Annotated in this window: 18 protein-coding genes and 5 pseudogenes; 7 read left to right on the forward strand and 16 right to left on the reverse strand. The window is 57.8% G+C overall.

Features of this window, described 5'->3' with window-relative positions:
* Positions 1–51: 51 nt before the first annotated feature.
* Together CPY51_RS28440 and CPY51_RS28445 are read left to right on the forward strand one after the other, a co-directional pair.
* Positions 52–468, forward strand: coding sequence for a response regulator transcription factor (locus CPY51_RS28440; RefSeq protein WP_111163580.1), 417 nt, complete (start codon positions 52–54; stop codon positions 466–468).
* A gap of 104 nt (positions 469–572) precedes the next feature.
* A complete protein-coding gene (locus CPY51_RS28445; RefSeq protein WP_111163581.1) occupies positions 573–1,088 on the forward strand; it encodes an L-2-amino-thiazoline-4-carboxylic acid hydrolase in 516 nt (171 codons plus the stop codon).
* A gap of 24 nt (positions 1,089–1,112) precedes the next feature.
* Here CPY51_RS28445 and CPY51_RS28450 read toward each other — a convergent pair whose 3' ends face one another.
* From CPY51_RS28450 to CPY51_RS28470, 4 genes are all read right to left on the reverse strand, one after another.
* Complete coding sequence (locus CPY51_RS28450; protein ID WP_111163582.1) at positions 1,113–1,370, reverse strand: hypothetical protein; 258 nt, start codon at positions 1,368–1,370, stop codon at positions 1,113–1,115.
* Positions 1,367–1,963, reverse strand: a complete 597-nt coding sequence (locus tag CPY51_RS28455; protein ID WP_111163583.1) for a redoxin domain-containing protein — start codon at positions 1,961–1,963, stop codon at positions 1,367–1,369. The genes CPY51_RS28450 and CPY51_RS28455 overlap by 4 nt, the downstream gene beginning before the upstream one ends.
* A 21-nt stretch (positions 1,964–1,984) precedes the next feature.
* Complete coding sequence (locus tag CPY51_RS28460; RefSeq protein ID WP_111163584.1) at positions 1,985–3,745, reverse strand: MOSC and FAD-binding oxidoreductase domain-containing protein; 1,761 nt, start codon at positions 3,743–3,745, stop codon at positions 1,985–1,987.
* Between the two features lie 758 nt (positions 3,746–4,503).
* Complete coding sequence (locus CPY51_RS28470) at positions 4,504–4,695, reverse strand: hypothetical protein (protein ID WP_111163586.1); 192 nt, start codon at positions 4,693–4,695, stop codon at positions 4,504–4,506.
* 343 nt (positions 4,696–5,038) lie between these two features.
* Here CPY51_RS28470 and CPY51_RS28475 point away from each other — a divergent pair, with 343 nt between their 5' ends.
* Positions 5,039–5,626 carry a helix-turn-helix domain-containing protein gene (locus CPY51_RS28475; protein WP_111163587.1) on the forward strand — a complete coding sequence of 196 codons (588 nt, stop codon included), beginning with the start codon at positions 5,039–5,041 and terminating at the stop codon, positions 5,624–5,626.
* A 72-nt stretch (positions 5,627–5,698) separates the two neighbouring features.
* On the opposite strand, the gene CPY51_RS28480 is transcribed toward CPY51_RS28475, so the two are convergent.
* Together CPY51_RS28480 and CPY51_RS28485 are read right to left on the reverse strand one after the other, a co-directional pair.
* A complete protein-coding gene (locus tag CPY51_RS28480; RefSeq protein ID WP_111163588.1) occupies positions 5,699–6,394 on the reverse strand; it encodes a glutathione S-transferase N-terminal domain-containing protein in 696 nt (231 codons plus the stop codon).
* Between the two features lie 218 nt (positions 6,395–6,612).
* On the reverse strand, positions 6,613–8,085 hold the full coding sequence (locus CPY51_RS28485; RefSeq protein WP_111163589.1) for a CoA-acylating methylmalonate-semialdehyde dehydrogenase: 1,473 nt from the start codon (positions 8,083–8,085) through the stop codon (positions 6,613–6,615).
* 285 nt (positions 8,086–8,370) lie between these two features.
* Here CPY51_RS28485 and CPY51_RS28490 point away from each other — a divergent pair.
* A pseudogene (locus CPY51_RS28490) lies at positions 8,371–8,894 on the forward strand (transposase); the annotation flags it as partial.
* Positions 8,895–9,130: 236 nt separating this feature from the next.
* On the opposite strand, the pseudogene CPY51_RS28495 reads toward CPY51_RS28490, so the two are convergent.
* The 4 genes and pseudogenes from CPY51_RS28495 to pdxR form a co-directional block, all read right to left on the reverse strand.
* A pseudogene (locus CPY51_RS28495) lies at positions 9,131–9,271 on the reverse strand (IS21 family transposase); the annotation flags it as partial.
* A gap of 213 nt (positions 9,272–9,484) precedes the next feature.
* Positions 9,485–9,799, reverse strand: a complete 315-nt coding sequence (locus CPY51_RS28500; protein WP_111163595.1) for a DMT family transporter — start codon at positions 9,797–9,799, stop codon at positions 9,485–9,487.
* A 116-nt stretch (positions 9,800–9,915) separates the two neighbouring features.
* Positions 9,916–10,371: a carboxymuconolactone decarboxylase family protein gene (locus CPY51_RS28505; RefSeq protein ID WP_111163590.1), complete on the reverse strand. Its 456-nt coding sequence runs from the start codon at positions 10,369–10,371 to the stop codon at positions 9,916–9,918.
* Positions 10,372–10,502: 131 nt separating this feature from the next.
* A complete protein-coding gene (pdxR, locus tag CPY51_RS28510; protein ID WP_111163596.1) occupies positions 10,503–11,924 on the reverse strand; it encodes a MocR-like pyridoxine biosynthesis transcription factor PdxR in 1,422 nt (473 codons plus the stop codon).
* A gap of 194 nt (positions 11,925–12,118) precedes the next feature.
* On the opposite strand from pdxR, the gene CPY51_RS28515 reads away from it, so the two are divergent.
* Entirely contained in the window at positions 12,119–12,733 is a 615-nt protein-coding gene (locus tag CPY51_RS28515) for an FMN-dependent NADH-azoreductase (protein ID WP_111163591.1), read from the forward strand.
* A gap of 22 nt (positions 12,734–12,755) precedes the next feature.
* Here the strand turns inward: CPY51_RS28515 and CPY51_RS28520 are convergent, their stop codons facing one another.
* The 6 genes and pseudogenes from CPY51_RS28520 to CPY51_RS28545 all read right to left on the reverse strand — a co-directional run bounded on the left by CPY51_RS28520 (position 12,756) and on the right by CPY51_RS28545 (position 17,784).
* Positions 12,756–13,961: an MFS transporter gene (locus CPY51_RS28520; RefSeq protein WP_206607265.1), complete on the reverse strand. Its 1,206-nt coding sequence runs from the start codon at positions 13,959–13,961 to the stop codon at positions 12,756–12,758.
* Between the two features lie 275 nt (positions 13,962–14,236).
* A pseudogene (locus CPY51_RS28525) lies at positions 14,237–14,898 on the reverse strand (nitrilase-related carbon-nitrogen hydrolase); the annotation flags it as partial.
* A 293-nt stretch (positions 14,899–15,191) separates the two neighbouring features.
* Positions 15,192–15,446 (reverse strand): GlsB/YeaQ/YmgE family stress response membrane protein, encoded by a 255-nt coding sequence (locus tag CPY51_RS28530; protein ID WP_111163592.1) that lies wholly within the window; start codon positions 15,444–15,446, stop codon positions 15,192–15,194.
* Between the two features lie 429 nt (positions 15,447–15,875).
* Complete coding sequence (locus tag CPY51_RS28535; protein ID WP_111163593.1) at positions 15,876–16,202, reverse strand: hypothetical protein; 327 nt, start codon at positions 16,200–16,202, stop codon at positions 15,876–15,878.
* Positions 16,203–16,270: 68 nt separating this feature from the next.
* The gene (locus CPY51_RS28540; RefSeq protein WP_111163598.1) at positions 16,271–16,636 is read right to left on the reverse strand and encodes a response regulator; all 366 of its coding nucleotides are present in this window, start codon (positions 16,634–16,636) and stop codon (positions 16,271–16,273) included.
* A 134-nt stretch (positions 16,637–16,770) separates the two neighbouring features.
* The gene (locus CPY51_RS28545; RefSeq protein WP_420820756.1) at positions 16,771–17,784 is read right to left on the reverse strand and encodes a sensor histidine kinase; all 1,014 of its coding nucleotides are present in this window, start codon (positions 17,782–17,784) and stop codon (positions 16,771–16,773) included.
* A gap of 1,012 nt (positions 17,785–18,796) precedes the next feature.
* On the opposite strand from CPY51_RS28545, the pseudogene tnpC reads away from it, so the two are divergent.
* Positions 18,797–20,050: pseudogene (tnpC, locus tag CPY51_RS28555) on the forward strand (IS66 family transposase); the annotation flags it as partial.
* Positions 20,047–20,609 (forward strand): annotated as a pseudogene (locus tag CPY51_RS28560) (UPF0149 family protein). The pseudogenes tnpC and CPY51_RS28560, both read left to right, overlap by 4 nt.
* Positions 20,610–21,007: the final 398 nt, after the last annotated feature.

The following is a 21,007-nucleotide window of genomic DNA, read 5'->3' on the forward strand; positions in this document are numbered from 1 at the left end:
AATTAGGGAGAATGCGGATATACACGATGCTGTCAACGAAGGGCGATCAACATGCCGTCGACGATCAACTCGAAGAAGCCTGTAGTGTTTGTCGTCGACGACGATATATCCATTCGCGAATCGCTGGAGCACCTGATCCTGACTGCGGGCTGGGAGCCCGTGATCTTCGATTCCGCTGAGCGATTTTTGGAGCGCCCGCGCGTTTTGGGCCCGAGCTGCCTCATCCTCGACGTCAATATGCCAGGGGTGAACGGATTGGACTTGCAGCGCGAAATGGCAGCGGATGGAAGCAATGTTCCAATCATATTCGTTACTGGATATGACGACGCGCCGATGATCGTTCGAGCGATGAAAGCTGGCGCTGTTGAATTCTTGACAAAGCCCCTGGATATCAGCGCGTTGCTGCAAGCCGTGCGTGCTGCGCTGGCGTATAGTGAGGCGAGCTCACGACAGCAGGAGAACCCATAGCGCTTGGCATACGCGCCAACCCTTTTCTGTCTCTGGAATAGGGATCGCGCATCCACTATCTACCAATCTGACCAAAGTTTTGATCGATCAGGAATTTGCCAGCGATGACTGTTGTTTATTCGAATGAACCGCGAGACCGGGACGAGATCGGCATCTTGCGAAAGCGGACGATAGAGGCGGGCGTAATTGCGCCGATCTATGCGGAACTTGTAGCTGAATTCGGTGAAACCAAGGCGCAGATGATCATCGACAAGGCGATCAGAAAGGCGGCGACCGAATCTGCCCGCGAATTCGCGTCGAAAACCCAGGGCGGGACATCGCTTCAAACCTTTCAGGAGCTTCAGTCGCTATGGACCCAGGATGATGCCCTGGAGATCAAGGTCCTGAAGGCAACGGCAACCGAGTTTGAATACGATGTGCTTCGCTGTCGCTACGCCGAGACCTACAAATCAATGGGAATTGGCAACATCGGGCATTTGCTATCATGCAACCGCGACGCTGTGTTCTGTGAAGGATATGACAGCCGCATCTCCATGCGACGAACGCAGACACTGATGGGCGGGGCAAATCATTGTGATTTCCGCTACACATTCAACGAAGACGGCGCGGGTCAAGAATAGATTTGCGGCCTGGCCGAAACATACTCATGCCTTCGGGTTCGTCTCTTGCCGGTCGGACCGGCGATGATTCATCATCGACTTTGCCAGACGCCCCAGCTGCACTTCGTCCTTCACGCCTCGCCTGTAGTGGTCGATCACGTGTCGAGCGAGAATTTCGCACGTCTCCGGTTCGCGCTCGAAGCCGCACTCTCGTCTCACGGCGTCGAAAACTCGTTGGCAAAGCGCGATATCCTCGGGATAGAGGGGAAGCTCCTCGGCGCGGTAGCGGTCCATCCCGGTCATTCCTGCTCGTGGAAGGTTTCGAGGTAGGATTTGCCGTATGGGTAAAACAACTCCCTGCGGCCATTTTCCCAAGCGGCCTTGAGTTCGGGTCTGGTTATATCCCAGTCGGGCCGGCATTTGACGCCGACTGCGCGCATATCCTGGCGCAGGTCTTCTGTGGTGGGTCGGCCGAAGAACCAGTACCCGTCATAGATCTTGTAAATGACTAAGCCGGGTTCGAGCACGATCACATGCGGGATCATCGGATTGTGCAAAGGATCGGTATACTCGGCTATATCGAGATCCTTCTGAATAACGCGGCGCGGGTCTGAGAGGAACGTCCAGTGCGCACCGACGCCGCTGCGATATTCGTTCGTCTGCATGATGTTGTCGGTGGTGATCGTCACTAGTCGGCAATAACCGACCTCCATCTCGCGGTGGAGCTGCACCAGTCCTTCGGCTTGCCGACGATCCTTGGGACAGAAGCCGCCTCGGCCAAGCACCAGCACCATCGGGTCATCCCCCTGCAACTCGGAAAGGTTCCTGTGCTTGGCAGTATGGTCGCTCAGTTCAAAATCGGGAAATCTCGCTCCCGGAACGATGTCGGAACGCATATGAAGTCCTCACCTTAGTCGTTAAAGATCAAGCACGATGTCGCCCTTTGGCTGCGAGCAACAGATCAGCACATTGCCATCGGCCGGTGCGTCGACCGGGTCCGGGTCGTAGACAACGCCTCCCGCCACAAGCCCGGTCTCGCAGGTATGGCAAACACCGGTTCGGCAAGACCACCGTGCGGGAACATCGCAAGCCTCGGCCAACTCGAGAAGATTGCCGAAGGCCGGCTCCCAGCGCACGTTCAGGCCGGTTCGGGCAAACGATATCAACGCGCCCGAGCGGGATGGCCCGTCTGGCAGATGCGGCGCACGGCGCGGCGCGCTTGCGATACCAGGCGTGATCGAGGAGCCGGAACCGAAGGTCTCGGTGTGGATATGATCCGACGAAATGGCTGACGCCACCAGACCTTCCGTCAGATCGGTCATGAAGTGGGGCGGTCCGCAGATATAGAAATCCGCATTGCTCGGCAGGTCCAGCCATTTGACTGCTTGCAGGTCAAGATGACCGCTGGCATCGAATTCGACCCCCGGTCGGTCGTCGGGATCGGGCGCGCTGTAGCGGATGTGGCTGTGGGCGTGAGCAAGCTTGTCCAGCAGGTCACGCACTTCTTTGGCGAAGGGATGCTCGCGACCGTTCCGGGTGCCATATAGCCACCAGACTTCCCTTTTAGATGCTTCGACTACAAGCGCATGAAGCATGGCGAGGACCGGCGTCACACCTATCCCTGCGCTCAGTAGGACGACGGGGGCACTTCCCGGCCGAAGCGTAAAGGTCCCGCGTGGCGCCCCCGCCTCGACAATGTCGCCGATCTTGAGTGCCTCGTCGATATAGCTGCTGGCGGCACCGTGCGGCTCCCGCTTGACGCTGACGCGGTAGACGCCCTCGCCGGGCGCACCCGATAGTGAGTAGCTCCGCATCAATGCCGGTGCTGAAGTCGAACCGAGCCGTAACACCATGAACTGTCCGGCGCTTGGCGCGGGGACCGGTTGTCCATCTTCCGGTCCGAGCAATAGGGACACGACGGTCTCGCTCTCCCGCACCTTGCTCATGACGCGAAGTGGCCTGAAACCGCGCCATGCCAAGGGAGGACCGGACGAGCCGGCAAGCCCGGCATTTCCGGTTGCGGCTCCACCCTCATTCGCCTGCTTCAACAACGCCTCAAAGGACGTGTGCCAGCCGGAGCTGAGCGCCGGGATGCGAAGTGCTCGTTCCAACTTGTCGCGAGGATGGCCAGGCCAGTAGAGCAGCGCGTTGATCTCGAACACGGTCATCGCTTCCGCCCCGGACGCAATTTTCACGACCTCGTCCCCCGCCTGCACTTCACCTTCCTCAATGACACGGAAGTAAAAACCAGGTCGTCCGTGTCTGACCACGAGTGCCGCCATTTCCGGCTCGTTCATTCTGACACCGAGCCGGTAGCAGGTGACGCGCGGCTGCGTGACCTCGAACAGCGCTTTACCGATCCGGTATCGGTCGCCGATGCAAACTTCTGCGTCGGGCAATCCGTCGATCGTGAAGTTCTCTCCGAATTGGCCGTAGACAAAGTCCTCCCGGTGGAGTTGCTTCTGCCAGTAAAGGTAGGAATCCATCTGGTAGACAAAAACGGCGCGACGTTCGCCGCCATGTCCTGCGAGATCCGCCTGGCCGTCGCCATCGATATTGAGCCGCCGCGCCATCCGAGGTCCGGTGACCGCGGTCTTCCAGATGGCCGTGCTGACAGTCTTACCCTGCCAAAGGATGTCGCGGGGCAATCCAACATTGACCGAAAGAAGACGTGCCATGACCGTTCCCCGGAAGCGACCGACTTGAACACGCTCAAGCGTTCCAATTTACCAGATAGAACGATGTGTGGCGTGCAACGTCTATTGTACAATGGTGTCGTACCGCGTTGCCCTTCCTCACTGCAGTCACGCGCTGCTCGACACTCCAAGGAGGTGGCATGAAAGAGGCCGCGCCCGGAGAGAGAACGGATCACTGAGATGCAGATGCTGATCGAGGGACAGTCGCGCCAGCGACGACACGATGCGGTCCGTTTATATACGCGTTGCGCTTGTTCCCAGCTCACCCGGAAGGGATTGCCGCTGTCGACCGTAAGCGAGTGATGTGTCGACGTTCGCACTGAGTGCGTCTCGCTGGTTGGCAAGGACATCGAGAGCTGCTTCTGACCCCGAACTTCGCGCACCTGCGTCCGGAGCAGATCGGCAACTTCTCCGCTCCCTATGCCATCCTCCTGCTCGTCTTCGCGACGATTGCGGCCGTCATTCTGGTCCGCGCGGTTGGGCCGCGTGTCGCCATGGTCGTCGACTTCAGCTGTTTCGCACTGTTCAGCGGGGGGCGGACGTTCAGGCCTAAATCGACGGCTTTGGATCGCGCTCTATGCGGCCATTGTCGGCCTGCTCGTGGTGTCGCTGATGGCACCTTCGCTGGTGCTTGCACCCACTGACAAAGCATCCACGTTGAACCCTCTAATGACAGCATCGCGTAGCAGCATCGCGGCGGCAAAAATGCGCCGGCGCGATGCTTGGGTTCACGATAGCTGTCAATGTTTGATTGGCATCGTCGCTGTTGCAAGAGGAACGTAGACGCGTGCCTGGAGATGGGATTTTTCCGTTAGCACACCGCCAGCGACGAGGTGCCCGAAGATGCCGAAGATCGAAAGCAGTATCACCGCGATCGGAAAGCCGGTGGCTGCCCTATATTCGGGCACGTCTCTGAAATCCTGGTTTGGCATTGTCGTCTCCATTGGAAGCCGCTTCGGGAGAAAGAGCGGCAGCAACGGAGCGTATGGCGTCCTAGATCCGGTGAATTGAATCATAGCGGCGCAGTTTGAACGTTCGGATGGTTTCGGGTCAGGGCCGCCGTTGCGCAGGACAAAACCCAACCCGTATCGTTAGCCTCGTATTGATGCGAGCGACTGGATAATTCAGGCAACCATGGAAGTCTTCAGCTCCCGATGCCGTCGGCGAGGAGACTTAGACCATGGTCGCGACGGTACCTTTGTATAAGTTCCATTGCCGCCGGGCACGCTCCTATGATCCGACAGATGAAAGAGACCGACGTCTGGAGGACAGATCATGCTTTCGGCCACAAACACATCCCTGCCCGCCCCCATCGCTATCCACGGCCGATCCGGTTCACATAGTCTAGGCCGCGACGTGGCGCCGGAGCTGGTCAAATCCCTGCTAGAGGCGATCGTCGCCGTTTGGGATCTCGAGGAGAAGGCGGCCGAGACCTGCGTCGACCTGGCGATTGAGGTCATTCATCTGGAAAGTGCAAGACGCTCCTATGCGGTGAATCCTTCCGCACCTTACGTCGGGGGGCTCGCGCCATGGCAAGCCCGGACTGTGACGCGCTACATCCGCGAGAACGTCGATAGAAACATACCCCTGACAACGCTTGCCGAACTTGCAAACCTTAGCTGCAGCCAGTTTCGTCGGGCGTTCAAGACCTCGTTCGGCGACGCCCCTCACGCCTACATCATACGACAGCGGATATTGCGCTCCCAGGATTTGATGATTTCCACCGACGAGCCGCTCAGCGAACTTGCATTGAGTTGCGGGTTCGCAGACCAGTCGCACTTCACCAGGCTTTTCGTCCGCCTGATCGGGGAAACGCCCAACAACTGGCGTCGAAAACGAGCGCTTCCGCAGAGATCTCAATAAGTGTCGCGACCAGCCAAAGAGGAAAAGCAAATGACCGCTGGAGAAACGTCGTCATCGCCAGGCCGCGTCTTGCTATCTCGTCGCCAGTGGCACCGTGATGCGGCGTTCTTCCCTGGCCAAGCGCCTTTGCCTTTTTCGTTCCTCCCTTCCGACCTCAATCGCCCTGCGGACCGCGGGCCTGGCGTCAATAGCTTCGAACCAGCGTCGCACGTTTGAGAATTCATCAAGCTGCAATCCCGCATTTGCGTGCTGTCCAATCCAGCCAAAGGACGCCATATCTGCGATGGAATAATCAACGGCCAGAAACTGTTCACGGGCAAGGCGTTGATCCATGACACGATATAGCCGCCTGACTTCGTCAGTATATCGTTGAATGGCGTAGTCGATCCGCTGTTCTGAATAATTCCGGAAGTGATTTGCCTGACCAGCCATCGGGCCGAGATTGGCCATTTGCCAAAACAGCCACTGATCCACGGTGGCGCGCTGGCGTTCGTTGCTGGCGTAGAAGCGCTGGAATTTTCGTCCGAGGTATTGAAGGATCGCCCCGGACTCGAAAATTGAAATTGGTTCGGCGCCGGGCCCATCATGATCTACGATCGCCGGGATCTTTCCATTTGGAGCGATGGATAAAAAGGCTGGATTGAATTGTTCACCCTTTTTGATGTTGATATATTTGACCTCGTAGGGCGTTCCCAGCTCCTCGAGCATGATCGTGATTTTTCGTCCGTTTGGCGTTGGCCAATAATACAGATCGATTGCCGAAGACATTAGAATGAAAACCTTCTGTTTCGTAATGCATGCGCCTGGGCCTGATGCTCCTCCACGGGTTCATCGATCTTAGTTTGCGGCTTCACGCTGACCCACGATATCCACGTCAACGAGCTCGGAGATATAACAAAGCGACCGAATAACGTGCGCGGACATAGTATCCCGGCATGATCGTTGATGCCCGACGCACCAACGATTTCGTTTTTCGCCAATCAGTCTTAGTCGACGCCTGGCCCTCCACGTGGCCAGCGCTGTGTGACCAGTTTCGTCCGCGTGAAGAAGCGGATGCTGTCTTCACCATATTGATTGAGGTCGCCAAAAGCCGAATCCTTCCAGCCGCCAAAACTGTGGTAGCTGACCGGCACCGGCATCGGAACATTGACCCCCACCATCCCAACCGCGACTTTACCAACAAAGCGCTCGGCTGCATCGCCATTGCGCGTGAAGATCGAAACCGCGTTGCCTTGGTGATGATCGCTCGGGTAGCTCAGAGCCTCCTCGAAGGTCTCCGCCCGAACGATCTGCAGAACGGGGCCGAAAATCTCTTCCTGGTAGCTCTTCATGGAGGAGGTCGCATGATCGATCAGGGTCGGCCAGAGAAAAAACCCTTCTTCATGGCCTGGCAAGCTCCGGCCTCGACCATCGATGACCACATCAGCTCCCTCGTCGACGGCCATTTGGATGTAGCTTTCGATCTTGCTCTTGTGTTCGGCGGTGACGACCGGACCCATTTGGGCCCCAGGATCAGAGGCGCCGCCGATCTTCAGCTTGGGAATCTCCCGCAGCAGCCGCTCGCGAAGTGCTTCCGCCGTCTTTTGACCAACCGGCACGATCACCGGCATCGCCATGCATCGTTGGCCGGCCGAGCCAAAGGCCCCGGCGAGGACATCCGCGACGACCTGGTCAAGATCAGCGTCGGGCAAGACGACGCCGTGGTTTTTGGCTCCGCCCATGCACTGCATGCGCTGCCCGGTGGCCGCGCCGCGCGCGTAGACAGACTTGGCCACGGCGGTCGAGCCGACGAAGCTCACGGCCTTGATGTCCGGATGGCCAGTGATCGCTTCTCCGACCTCCTTGCCACCGTGCACGACGTTCAGGATCCCCGCCGGCACGCCGGCTTCCAGGGCAAGTTCCGCGAGCCTGACGGTAACAGAAGGGGTGCGGCTCGGCGGTTTCAGGATGAAGGCGTTGCCGACGGCGATGGCCGGAGCCAGCATCCACAGGGGGATCATGGCGGGGAAATTGTAAGGCGTGATGCCGGCAACGACGCCTAGAGGCTCGTGGATCGAATAGACATTGGTGCCAGGACCAGCGCCCCGAGTGAACTCGCCCTTCTGCAGATGTGGGACGCCGCAGACAAAATCCACCACATCCAAGCCGCGTTGAAGCTCGCCGAGGGAGTCGTCCAGCAATTTGCCGTGCTCGGAAGACATCAGGCGGGCGAGTTCCTGCATGTGCTCTTCGATCAATACTTTGAACTTGAACATCACCCGGGCTCGCTGCTGAGGGGTAATCGCCGCCCAGGCAGGCTGCGCCGACTTGGCGATTGCGACTGCCTCCCCAATGATCGCGGCGTCGCCGAGCTCGAGCTGAGCTTGCACTCGCCCGGTGTTCGGATCGTAGACCGGACTGGTGACCGCGCCAGGGCGCGAACTGTGCTGGCCGTTAATGAAGTGGCTAATCGTGCGCATGGGTTCTCCTTTATGCGAGTGCCGATAAAGGTAGGAAAGGTGAGCCCTCTGTGTGTGTAGTCGCCCCGCGGCAGACACCCTTGCGGGGAGCGGGTGACTGCCAGCCTCCTTAGCCACGATCCATTGCGTTCGGCAGATCGAAGGCAAACGTCGCACCGGGCATTCGCCAATAGATGGCCACCGTGGCTCTCGATGATAGAGTGGCAAATCGACAGACCAATGCCCATGCCGCGCGCCTTGGTGGTGTAGAACGCTTGGAAGAGCTTTGCCACCCAGGCTCGCGGCGTCCAGAATGGGGCTCTTTCCGATGTCGGGCGCGAGCTATTGATGGAACGTCTCGACCAGCTCACCGATATGAACGGCCGGGTCGCTAAACTCGATGCGAAGATTGGCGCGATCTGTCGCGATCTGTCGCGAGCACGAAGTTTGCCGCCGCCTGTCCAAATTGCCAGGCGCCGGTCCGATTATCGCAACAGCACTTGTGGCTAGCGTAGAGGACGGACGTCACCTCAAATCAGGGCGGGAACTGGCAGCTTGGATAGGCCTGGTCCCGCGACAATACACGATTGGCGGCAAGCCACGTCTCGGTAGAATTGGCCGCCGAGCGAACCATTATCTTCGTCGCCAGATGATCCATGGTGCGCGTGCAGTCATCAGCCGACTTGCCAAGCACGACGATCGCCGATCTCAATGGCCAAAAGACCTCGTCGCTCGCCGCGGATTTAATAAAGCGATCGTTGCGCTTGCCAACAAGACAGCGCGGATCGCATGGGCATTACTGACGCGACAGGCGCTATGCCGCACAATAAGAATACTGATCGTTGCGAGCCGGCAATGATGAATGCGAGTAAGACTGATGGCGTAACGGCACGGACCGCAGCTTCGGGTCCTGATCTACGACAGGTCCCATAAAGGTCGATCATGTTATGAGGACAGAAGTTGCGGATTTCCATCAAGGCCAGGAGCGTGATCGCTCCAGCGATAGGCCGGATAGGTTCACGCATCTAACGCCAAGAGCCATAAAATGTTTACCTTGCCCGGGAGGCGTCCATAGATTGTCGTAGATTCCGCGTGTGCAAGTGCCTCGGAAAAAGTCGAAGGCCTTGTCGTGCCCATCGAACACCATCTCCTGGCTCTCGCGCATGTAGGTTCGTGCGAACATTATCCGGCTGTGGCAAAGCCGGATTGCTGGGTTGCGGCCTCGCGATCCTGATGTCCCTCTTCAAAGTCACATTACTGAGACCGGATACTTTATGATTGGAACAAGGTCATCATTGAAGGAGCCAACTGAACTTTCACAACGGCTACTGGTCGCTATTCGCGATCGATGTCGCCAGCAACAGCAACGCGCCCGTAGCAGTCCTCCGCGTGGCCTGCTGCCGATCAAGTTGCACCCTTGTTAAGAGGCAAGTTTGAGGCCGATGATGCCCGACAGGATGAGAGCAATGCAAAGCATCCTGACCGGGGCCGCGGAATCGCCCAAAAGCACGATGCCGAGAATTGCGGTTCCTGCGGCGCCAATTCCGGTCCAGACCGCGTAACCCGTTCCCACCGGGAGTGTCCGCAGAGAGTGCGAGAGAAGAGCTACGCTCGCTAGTCCAGTGGCGATTGTCAGGACACTGGGCACAAATCGCGTGAAGCCCAAAGACGACTTCATGGCAAAGGCGAAGCCGATCTCAAGAATACCTGCGATGCAAAGAAGTACCCATGCCATTTGTGGAATCCATTCTTGTTGAAGGCGCAGACCCATGCCTTGGCGGCAGATATCGCCCGCTACCGTGAGAAGCGCGGGCAATCACCCTTTGGGTGAAGAGCCCGCACAGTTATGGATCAAGCCTTGGCAGCCGCAGCGGGGGTCGAGCGGAAGCTGACGCCGAAGCGGTTGAAGGCATTCATCAGACCGATCGCATACGTCAGGTCAGCAAGCTCAGCATCGTTGAATTCCGCGGCCGCAGCTTCGTAAGCGACATCCGGAACACCGGTCTCGGAGACCCGTGTGACGGTCTCTGCCCAGGCGAGCGCCGCACGTTCCCGGGGAGTAAAAACGTTGCCTGCATCGTGCCAGACGGCGACGAGGACCAGCTTTTCGACGTTCAGACCTGACTTGAGCAAATCGCGCGAGTGCATGTCGATGCAGAATGCGCAGCCATTGATCTGGGAGACCCTGAGGTAAGCGAGATCAATTAACTCTTTCGGCAGGCTGCCTTTGAGCAGAGTGGCGTAAACGGCGCCGAAGGCCTTGTAACCGTCGGGTGAAGCCTTCGTGTAGTCAATACGTTTGGTCATGAGGTTTCCTCTTGTTGAGGACTTCAACCTAACGTTCTTGGCCTACCATGGAAGGTCCATGATATAGCATCTGTAGTGGTCCATGAATCCAATCCAATAGGCGATTGGCGCGATTGAGATCAGGTCAGGCGTCACGTGAGCTGCAAGATGCGACTCGCGAGGATTTCAGCGTTGCGTTGCGAGTCAATGTTCGTGAAATTGAGAAGGAGAGCCGAGGCTGTCTCGTCGTTGTCCACGACCCATTCACTCAGGGCTTCTGCGTACATGCGATCATCCCGCATGCGCGCGACAAGGCTGCGATCCGATTGCTGGTCATGGAGCCGAAGGATCAGATGCATACCGCCTGGCTGTGCATCGATGTGCATGCGCTTGCCCAAAACCCGTTCCAGCCCAGCAACAGTGAGTGCGCGCCGCTCCCCATAGAGTTTTCGCATTCGCTGAATATGGCGCGCAAAATGCCCTTCCGTAATGAACGCGGTGACGATTGCTTGGGTGAGTGCCGGACTGCCCCCGCCGAACACCTGGCTTGCCGTTTCGAACCTCTCAACCTGGTCTTCCGGGACGACCAGGTAGGCAAGCCGAATACTAGGAAACAGGACTTTGCTGAACGTCCCCGCATAGAGCACTCGTCCATTGCGATCCAGGCTTTTCAGCGCCGGCAGCGGCCGACTGACATAGCGATATTCGCCGTCGTAATCGTCCTCGATGATCCATGCTTCCGTTTGCTGCGCCCAATCGAGCAGTGCCAAGCGCCGTGGCAAGGACAGGGAGACGCAAAGCGGGCTCTGGTGCGCCGGCGTGACAACCGCGGCACGCGCCTCTGGCGCAAAATTGAGACCGTCGGTTACGCGAAGCCCATCCTGATCCACCCGCACCGACACCGCCTCCATCTGCATGAGGCCCAGCATCTCTCTCGTCGGCGGATATCCTGGATCTTCAAGCCAAACGCGGTCCCCCGCCTTCAAAAGCGCATGCCCAACCAGCTCGATCGACTGTCGGTATCCGGATGTCATGAAAACTTGGGACGGCGAGCAGATTATTCCACGCGAGACCTGAAGATACGCCGCGATCTGAGCCCGGAGCGCGGGCAGCCCGAAGACGGCCGGGTGAACCATGTCTGAGGGCTGCATGGCGCGAACCTCACGCGCAGCGAGCCGCGCCCAGATCTTACGTGGGAAGGCATCGAGGGCCGGCAAGCCCATTTGAAAGGGAAGGATCGAATCGGGACGAAAGCTGGTCCCTTCAGTATTGTTGTCCAAACGCGGTACGGGGAGAATGATCGAGGGTCCAGCGGTGAGGCCCGGCGCAACAACTGTTCCGGCCTGACCACGCGCCTGAATATATCCCTCTGCGGCCAGGAGGGAGTACGCCGTCTCGATGGTCCCTCTTGCCAGGCCGAGGTCCTTCGTCAGGGCACGAGCCGAGGGAATGCGGTCACCGGGTTTAAGCAAGCCGCTGGCAATGGCGCCGCGAAACCGATCGTAGATCTGGCGGTAAAACGGCTCTGTTGCGGTCGGGTCCAACGGCGCAAATTTTTTGGTATGCTCTGACATCGCCTGGTCCAATGCTTCATATCCTCGCGAGTTCACTATCGCTCGGGAAGGGGCAGAGTTCATTGCCTTTCATGCATGATATTATGGCTCACCTTTAATGTTAATTCATGGTCCTTCGAGACAGGGCATAAAACTCGTATCCATCGCTGATCAGACATCCGGAGCACAGCTCCCACAAGCGATTGGATCGGTAAATGAAGAATATTTTACGCGTCAGTTTCAGCCCGCGCGGGCAAGCTTCCGAGAGCCACCGTCTGTCGCAGAAGATTGTCGAACTGTTGCTGGAAAAAGAGCCAGGAGCTCAGATTGTTGAACGCGATCTTGGCAATGGTAGTCTCCCACATGTCGATGGCAGCTACGCCGTTTCTCAAGGAGGCCCGACCGATGTTTCTGTCGACGGTTCGATGGCGCGCTCCGAGGAATTTATCGGTGAGATTGAAGCCGCGGATGTTGTGATCATCAGCACGCCGATGCACAACCTCAGCATACCGTCCGCGCTGAAGGCCTGGATCGACCATATTGTCCGCGTCCGCCGGACGTTCAACATTACGCCCGCTGGCAAAGTCGGAACGCTCGGCGGCCGTCCTGTCTTCGTTGCCATAGCGTCGGGCGGCCGATTTTCGGGTGAGCGCGCGAACCAACCTGATTTTTTGACTCCTTATCTCCGCGTTATTTTGGAGATGATCGGGTTGAATGACCTGACCTTCTTCTCTGTGCAGGGGACTGGCTCGACGCGGGACATTGTTCTCGAGACGAGAGCCAAGACCGATCGGGAGCTGGAGGCATACTTCTCGACATTCCGCCGCTAGCCTGACTACGCCGTCATATTGATTACAAGGTCAGGCCTCTCCTGAACCTGAGATAACTATCCGGTGAATAGCGCAAAGCCAGCAGGATGAGCCCGAGAACACCGATCGCCATCAGAATCCATGCCTGCGAGAGATCGGCGAATACATCCCGGAGCGCTCCGGCAATGAACGGAACCAGGCTGGCGATGATATATCCGCCGCCCTGCACAAAGGCGGTGAAGTCCCCGGCGATCGTTGGATCTTTAACGTGATCGATGGCGACGATGATGGAGAGCGGAAACAGAATACCGATGCCCGCACCCAGTAGCAGGATGGCGGGGGCTGCGAGCGCAATGGGTTGCACGAGAAGGCAGGCCAACCCTCCCAGGACAAGAATAAGGCAAGTGACCAGTGGCCCACGGCGATCGGGGAAGTGATGTATGAACGCTGCCAGTCCCAGAGCCGTCAATGCCTCGACAAAGGTCAATCCTGCCAACAGATAGCCCGCCGTTTGAGGAGTGAATCCGCGCTCGACATAGAAGGGAGGCAGCCAGGCCATGACCAGCATGAAAGCGCCAGTGCCAATGCCGAAGAAGACAAGAAGGGACCAGCTACGCGGGTTCCGCCAAAACTCCGGTGCTTTCACCGATACAGAGGTAACACCCTGAATTCGTTCCTCGGCGTCAGCGGGACGACAGGCAACAGGCCAGATTGCCAATGCAATCAGGGCCGGGAGTGCCCAGAACGCCAAGGCGAAGTGCCAACCGAGCCAATCCGCAAGGCCCGCTGCACTCGCCGCCGAAAGGGCCGCGCCGGACACGATCCCTGTCGAGAACAAGCCGATCGCGCGACCAGTATTCTTAGCAAAGTTTCGCTTGATGAAGCCCGGAGCCAACGCCTGCACGATCGATATACCGAGGCCCGCACCCGCAGCAGTTGTGATCAGACCCAGTTTGCTGTCGAGCCAAACTCGGCCAGCACAGGAAGCAGCTAGCAGGATTGTCCCACAACCGATGCCGACCTTTTCGCCCAGGACCCTTCGGAGCGTTCGAATTGACATTGCGCCCACGCCCATCAGGAAGACTGGTACCGTCGTCAGGAGGCCAACTCCGGTCGAACCCATCCCGGTTGATTCAATGATGGAATTCGTAAGAGGGCCGATCGTGGCGATCGCCGGTCGGAGATTGAGCGCAACCGTAAGCACGGCAAACATCAGAAGAGTGCTTTGAGCCCCGCGCTGTCCGGTCATTTTTGGTAATCCCTGTTGTCGATCGCGTCGGTTCCGCGATCGACAAAGGTGTCACCGACGTTTCATTCCCCAGCCGCGCGCCAGCCAACCCTGGGTTATGATGGGCTAGCTGAATAGAGCCATAATCCATCAACTCTAATAGGCCATGATCCATGTCGAGTTGGGATCGGCCCATTTCATGTAATGGCCACCTCCAGCCGCCCGGCTCAGGGCCGGGCAGCTTCAATGGTGTTTCATCACAGCCGCCTGCAGCGGGTTGTTGCCTCTGGTGGGGTTCAGGCCTGCGTGGCACGTTTGCGCTCTGGAGCAGTTGCGGCACCGACCTGCTGATGTGCGGCGCGCTCGTGGAGATGCGCAGTCGGTGTACGATCGATCACCAAGCTCAGCAGTTGGGGGCGCTGTAGTGGCCACTCGCATCCATGACACGTTTGCGGATATCGATCAGGGCGAAGTCGAGATCGGCAATGACCTCGCCTTCACCTGCCTTTTGCGGCTCCCCGATGATCCGCCCTTCCGGTGAAACACACCGGAGATCGGCCCAATGGCGCAACCGGTATCCTTGACAATCTGGGCTAGCTGATCAGGATCGAGCCATGCCGTGGCATTGACGACGAAACATGCCGATTCCAGTGCATGCTGGCGAATGCTGACTTCCATCTGTTCTGCAAACAGCGGTCCCGCGAAGGAACCTGGATACATGGCCGAGTGGATGCCATCGGCAATGAGAGCTAACTGCGAGCGGCAGCTAGTGCTCCCAGCAAGCGAGTTGACCAATCCGCCCGACGGCACTGTCGACGGCACGCAGGCCGGATCCGTCCCCCTGCCCCCAAATCCCCCGTTCGTGATAGGTCGGGGTAATCTTGCGTCGGCGTTGAATAAGTGTGCCATCGGCATCGAACAGGAGCTGTGTATTGTAGATCGACCGGCCGTCACGCTTGAGCTCTACCTTTAGGGCATCGATATGGAGGTCTCGGGTCAATATCACGAGACTTCCCTGACTCCGGAAGGTCTTGTGAATCCGTGGTTCTCGCGGACCCAAGGACCCAAGGACCCATGGGAAAATTCCTCCCCTACCCGTTGGCAACCTGAACTCCGTGTCACCGTCGGCTAGTCCCCACAAGGGGTTCAATAGATCGAAGAGTCGCTGGGCGACAAGATGGACGAAATCCCTTCGCCGGGATACGTCCATTGAACGCCGTCATGGACGCCTCGCAAACGGAAGCCATTCGCCTAGGCCCGGCGTACTCGCCTGAGGAGCAAAAGAAGAAGGATCGAGCCAATCGTCGCGTTGACAATCGCCCTGACAATGCCAGTACCCAGGCTGAAGCCGAGACGGGGAAAAAGCCACCCAGCGATGAACGCGCCGATGATGCCAACGACGATATCTCCGATCAAGCCAAAACCCCCACCGCGCACCACTTGGCCAGCCAGCCATCCGGCAAGGGCACCAACAACGAGAAAAACAAGCAGGCTCTCATTCGACATCACAGAATATTTCCTTGTGGAAGTGAGTTGCGCCATTCCCTGCTTCAGCAGGGCAGGCCAGGATATCAAGCTTTCTTGCCGAAGATCGTCCACGATTTTGCAATGGCGATGACCCCCTCGACCTTGGCTTCCAGCTGTGAACAGAGGAGATCGTATTCGGCTAGAACAATCGGGTCGATTCCATGACGTAACTGATCACGGCGGCTGGTAGCCTCCGCATAGGCTTGGCAAACGTCAAGCAGGGGCTCTTTGTCGCGGGCAACGCTGTCCAGTTGCCCCGCAAGTGTGGCAACTTCATTTTCAATAACGAGAGCCCAAGACGATAGGAGTTTATATAGATTGCATCGGTCCTTTTATGGCGGCAGATAGACGCTGCCGCAGACGGACCGCACGTTGAATTGTTGTTCTCGCGGCATTCCCACGATGACGTCAGGCGATCAAAAGATCGTCCGCCAACGATTTGAGAGTCGCAAACTGAACGTTCTCGAAAGTCGCATCGACCAGTTCCTGCGCGTAGGCGATCGCAGAATCGGCATCCGACGCACCCAGATGCATGTCGTTGCATTTTGCCCGCATCGCCTTCCGGATGATCGAAAGCACCTGCTGGGCGGCATGCTTGTCTCCAACCTTGAGCAAAAGTCCGAGTGATGTCATTGCGACAACCTCAAGAACTGTGATGCGACCTTCGATGGCGCCGATTGAAGGAATGGCACTGGATCCTCCGCATCCATCTCCATCACGTTTTGCGTTATACATTTCGTATCTCCCATTACCCTTGTTGTTGTCTCCTGCCTGTTTCGATGATCACGTGAAGGACGGAGCCTTCAAGTCGCAACCATTTCATCGATGAATTGAACAACTTGCCGGGTGTTGTAGGGCTTGCGCAGGAACAGGCCTTCGACCGGCAGAGTGCTCGTGTTGATTGTCTGGTGGCCGGAGGTGACAATGATCTTGATCGGCGGCCAGCGGCCTCGAACGGCGGCTGCGAGTTTCAATCCGTCCATACCGCCGGGCATATCGATATCGGTGAACATCAGCCTGATGTTCAGGTTGGCAACGAGAATTGCGATGGCGGCATCGGCATGTTCAGCCTCGAAAACTTCAAAGCCCGCATCTTCCAATTCGTCAACAATCGCCATTCGTATGAGCGCTTCGTCCTCGACAACGAGAACGGCGATACGATGATCCATTTTCATACTCTCTTGTTGGACACCGATCCGGTTTTCAAACGGCTATTAGGTTGGGTTGGGTGACCGCCAAGGGGTAACACGCCAGACAGCGTTTCGATCCATTCGTTCGGTTTGATAAGGCACATCGATCGATTTCATGCATGCGTCACCGACGCACTCGTTCCAGGGTTCGAATTGGTATGAGCGAACTTTGCATCGAGCTGCTTTGCCATTGCATCAATGATTCCGGTGCCAAGGCCCGGCTTCGAGCGCGCCGGATCACAAGAAATGCCGACCCCGTCATCGCTGACGGACAACGACCAGCCAGCCTTCTCGGAATGGTAATCGACGACGATCTTGCCACTTCGATGGGCGGGGAAGGCGTGCTTCAGCGCGTTGATGACCAGCTCGGTCACGATCAGACCGAGGCTGACCGAGACATTGGCCTTGGCGATGCTATCGTCGACGTTGACGTCGATGGAGATTTCCTCCGGATCGAGGATCATCGAGGCACCGAGGCTTTTGCAGAGCTGCATAAAATAGGGACGCAGTTGCACATCACCCTGGCCACTGGCGGCAAGCTGCTGCTGAACCGAAGCGATCGACATCACACGGCCATGCGCAAGCTGCAGATGCGAGCGGCTCTCTTCCGACTGGACCTTTCGAGCACTCTGCAACAGGATGCTTGCAATGATCTGCAGGCTGTTGGCGACGCGATGCTGGACTTCCTGAAGCAGGATTTCCTTTTCGCGCAGCAGGTCGTTTTTGAGCCTTTCGGCGAGGCGTGCATCGGTGACGTCGGCAATCGAAAGCAACACTCGGACGCCGTCGACGTCGTCGTAGTCAAGTTTCTGGGCGTTCAGTACCAAATGCCGCGAGCCTTGGCCTTCGCGGTTCAGGTCCATTTCGTAGGCGTGGACGGCGGCACTTCCAGACGCCGTAGCTTCGAGCAACGACGACAGTTGTCGGACGTTCCATTCGCCATGGCCGAGCGCGGCCAAGGGTCGGTTTGCAACCAATGCCGGATCAATCTGGAATTCGCGGCAGAACGAGGCACTGCCGGCGATCACCATCAAGGTGCTATCTAGCAGTAACAGGGGGGCGCTGGACGAGGCGACGATTGCCAGGCCAAGGCTCATCACGCCATTCGGCGGAGGAGATGCGGCGATTGTCATGGACAGTGTCCCTTGGGGGACCGGAGGCTCGCGGAGCGAAAGCCTTTCCCGGCTGATACGGTGCTGGGTCGAACTGCAGCATGTCTGTACGTGATCGGACAGTATCACAGATCCCCGTGGGTGGTACGGAAATCGCCACGCCTGTTACGCCCAGGCGTTGCACACATGGGGCGAACCCATGGTGCGAGGAACAGAGGCACTCTTGTTTCTGTCTTTGGTCAACAGGCGAGCTTCCATCCATGCGGTTTGCAAATCGCTGAATCCGCAACCTCAAAGGCCAAGCAAGACTATTAGTCGCCGTCCAGTGACGCCCAATCGTGCAACGCGAGCGTGGTGAATCATGACACCGTTCCTCAACCTAGCTCCGAGTGGTTGTTGCTTACGGCCCCCCACCCGCACCGGGCTTATCTTTCGCCCCCAAGGAAAACACGATGACTGGCCTCATACCACGCAGGCGAGCCCGGCTTATAGTGATCAGTCTTCGCGTCAGCTTCAGCGCAGCCGGCAGTCAACGACAGTGAAGCTACCGCGACGGACAAAAGTCGCAAGCGCGTCATCGGGAGGCCCTTTGTGTCGGTAAAACAAGTCTTTCACATAACCCTCCAGATTCATGATCAATCGGCAATGACATTGATGTTGATCGTGACGTCGTCGATGCGACCGTTCCCGTAGGATATTCTCGCTCTATAACTGTCCGTCCCAGCGTATCCAGGTTTGGAAGTATAATATTCGACTACGCCCACTACCGGTCGGCTATTGCATTTGGATAGTGGCGGACTTTTGTAATGTGAAAATACCGTCCCTTTCACAACTTGGACTGATCCGTGAAGCGGAGGTTGGGTGATTTTTTCGTTTGGCACCGTCAATAGAGAGCAGTCGGGATTGAGATTATAGGACTGGCTCATCTTGGTCCTCTCACCGCTCAAGGCATGACTAGGATCGATGGACGTTTTCAAGCCGTTGGCTTGAGTGACGCAGCCCGTGAGACCCGGACCCAACGCGGCCGTTGCAACGTATCGGCACGGACGTCAGCGAGGCGCTCGACATCGTGCCTGCGGTTGTCCGGGTGAAGCGGACGATCCGGCCACGCTATGCCTGCCGGGCATGCGAGAATGCCATTGTACAAGCGCCCGCACCAGCACGGGTGATGGATGGCGGCATGGTGACCACGGCCTTTGCAGCTCATATCGCGGTTTCGAAGTTTGCCTGGCATCTGCCGCTTCATCGTCAAGCCCAGATGCTTGCCTCCTGCGGCGTGATCATCGATCGCGGCACGCTCGGCGCCTGGGTCACGCGGGTCGCTTGGTGGCTTGAGCTTCTCTACAATGCGCTCACCGCCTTCATCCGCACGCAGCCGAGGGTGTTCTGTAACGAGACGCCACTTCCGCGCCTCGATCCGGGGCGGAAACGAACCAAGATCTGCCAGTTATGGGCACAAGCGGTCGACGACGGCCCCTGGAATGGTCCGGCACCGCCGGCAGTCGCGTACATCTTCGCCGAAAGCCGCAGCGCCCCCGAGATCGAGGGGCAACTATCGTCATTTGCCGGCGTGCTGCAAGTTGATGGATACCAAGCTTATAAAACCGTCGTCAAACGTCGGGCAAGAGCAATGTCGCCCCCATGCGGCTAGCCTTCTGCCTTGCTCACGCCCGGCGAAAGTTCGTTGATGTCGTCAAACTGACCGCCTCTTCGGAGGCCTTGTCGATCCTTGCCAGGATTGCCGAAATCTATCGCATCGAAGCGGACTTGCGCGGGGGAAATGCCGATACCAGGCTTATAGTCAGGCGTCGCGAGGCAGTTCCCATCATGAGGGAACTGAAGGCCAAGCTTACCGAGCTGAGGGACGAGGTGTCGTCGAAATCGGCGCTTGGCAAGGCGATCTCCTACACACTCAACCACTGGGGCGGGCTGACAGCCTTCCTCGAGATGGCAGGGTTGAGGTGGACTCCAATGTCGTCGAACGTTCAATGAAATCTGTGGCTCTGACGAGAAAGAACTCGTTATTCGTGGGCAGCGAGCGGGGTCGAAAGTCCTTCGCTGTCATGGCATCGCTCGTCAACACGGCTAGCTTAACGGCGTGGACCCCGAGGTCTGGCCTTTCGGCGCATGCAAGCATGCGCCTGTCGGCTAAGAGCTTGCCGATGTGCTGGAGCGCATCATCTCTTGCAAAGTGAAAGCCAACGAAATGGAAAGTCTCCTGCCTTGGGCCTGGAAGGCTGAGCGTGAAGCGATGACACACCAGGAGCGACGAGCGGCATGACACAGAACGGTCAGGAGACGACGGCACGACCGAAGCTCGATGACGAGGCGTTCGAAGCCTTCATCAGGGGACGTGTCCGGCATCGCCAATCTGGTCAATGAGCGGTCTCGATGGTTATCTTACGGCGCTCATCATCGGCCCGAAGTTCATCGACCCACGCAAATGGATCCCGGAACTGACCGGTCCGGATGTCCTGAATGTGCCGATGGAAACAACCGAACATCAGGCCGTGCAGACGATCGTTGCGGAGTATAACCGCATCTCGGCGAGCCTTTCCGAAACACCGAAAGACCACCGGCCCAGGTTCACCAGGATCGATGATCAGACCTTTGATATCTTCGATTGGGACCTCTGCTTTCTGCTGGGAACAGGGTACGCGCCCAAGCTTTGGCAGCCCGTCCTTCGGGGTCATGCTGTCACTGGCGATATCGTCGCACCCATTCGCAAGCTCGGCGAGGCAAAACGGAAAGCCACCCGCCAGGATGCTGCTGACGTCGCCGAAGCACTCGTCAATATCCGAACCTACTTCATGCCAAAGCGGGTAAAGCAGAAGTTCTAAACCAGCGCTATCGCGATTCCGTCAATGCAGAAAGACGTGGGCTGTTCGTCGCGCTCACATTTAATCGAAAAGACCTGAACCTAGAGTGCGGGAAATCTTTGGTATCGGGCACCGCCTGTCCGTCCGCCCTTTGAAGGTTTGGTCGGCTGCCTTCAGACATCGACACCTGTCCTCCCGACGGGTGCCGCCTTAACGCTGGCTTTAATATTCCAAGCTAAAGTCACCTCATAGCGTTAGTGATCGATGAGTTTGACATGAGCCATGGTGCATTCACAGCAACACCGCAGCGGCTTCGTTGCGCGACTGCCGGTTCAGCCGAACATGAGTAGCGTGATGGAGACGTCAGGGCTCAAGTCGGCGAAGTCGGCGCCGTTGCGGATAGCATTGATCCAGAGTGC

This window comes from Arminella tubonensis (genome assembly GCF_003240585.1).
Classification (GTDB): Bacteria; Pseudomonadota; Alphaproteobacteria; order Rhizobiales; family Rhizobiaceae; genus Rhizobium; species Rhizobium tubonense.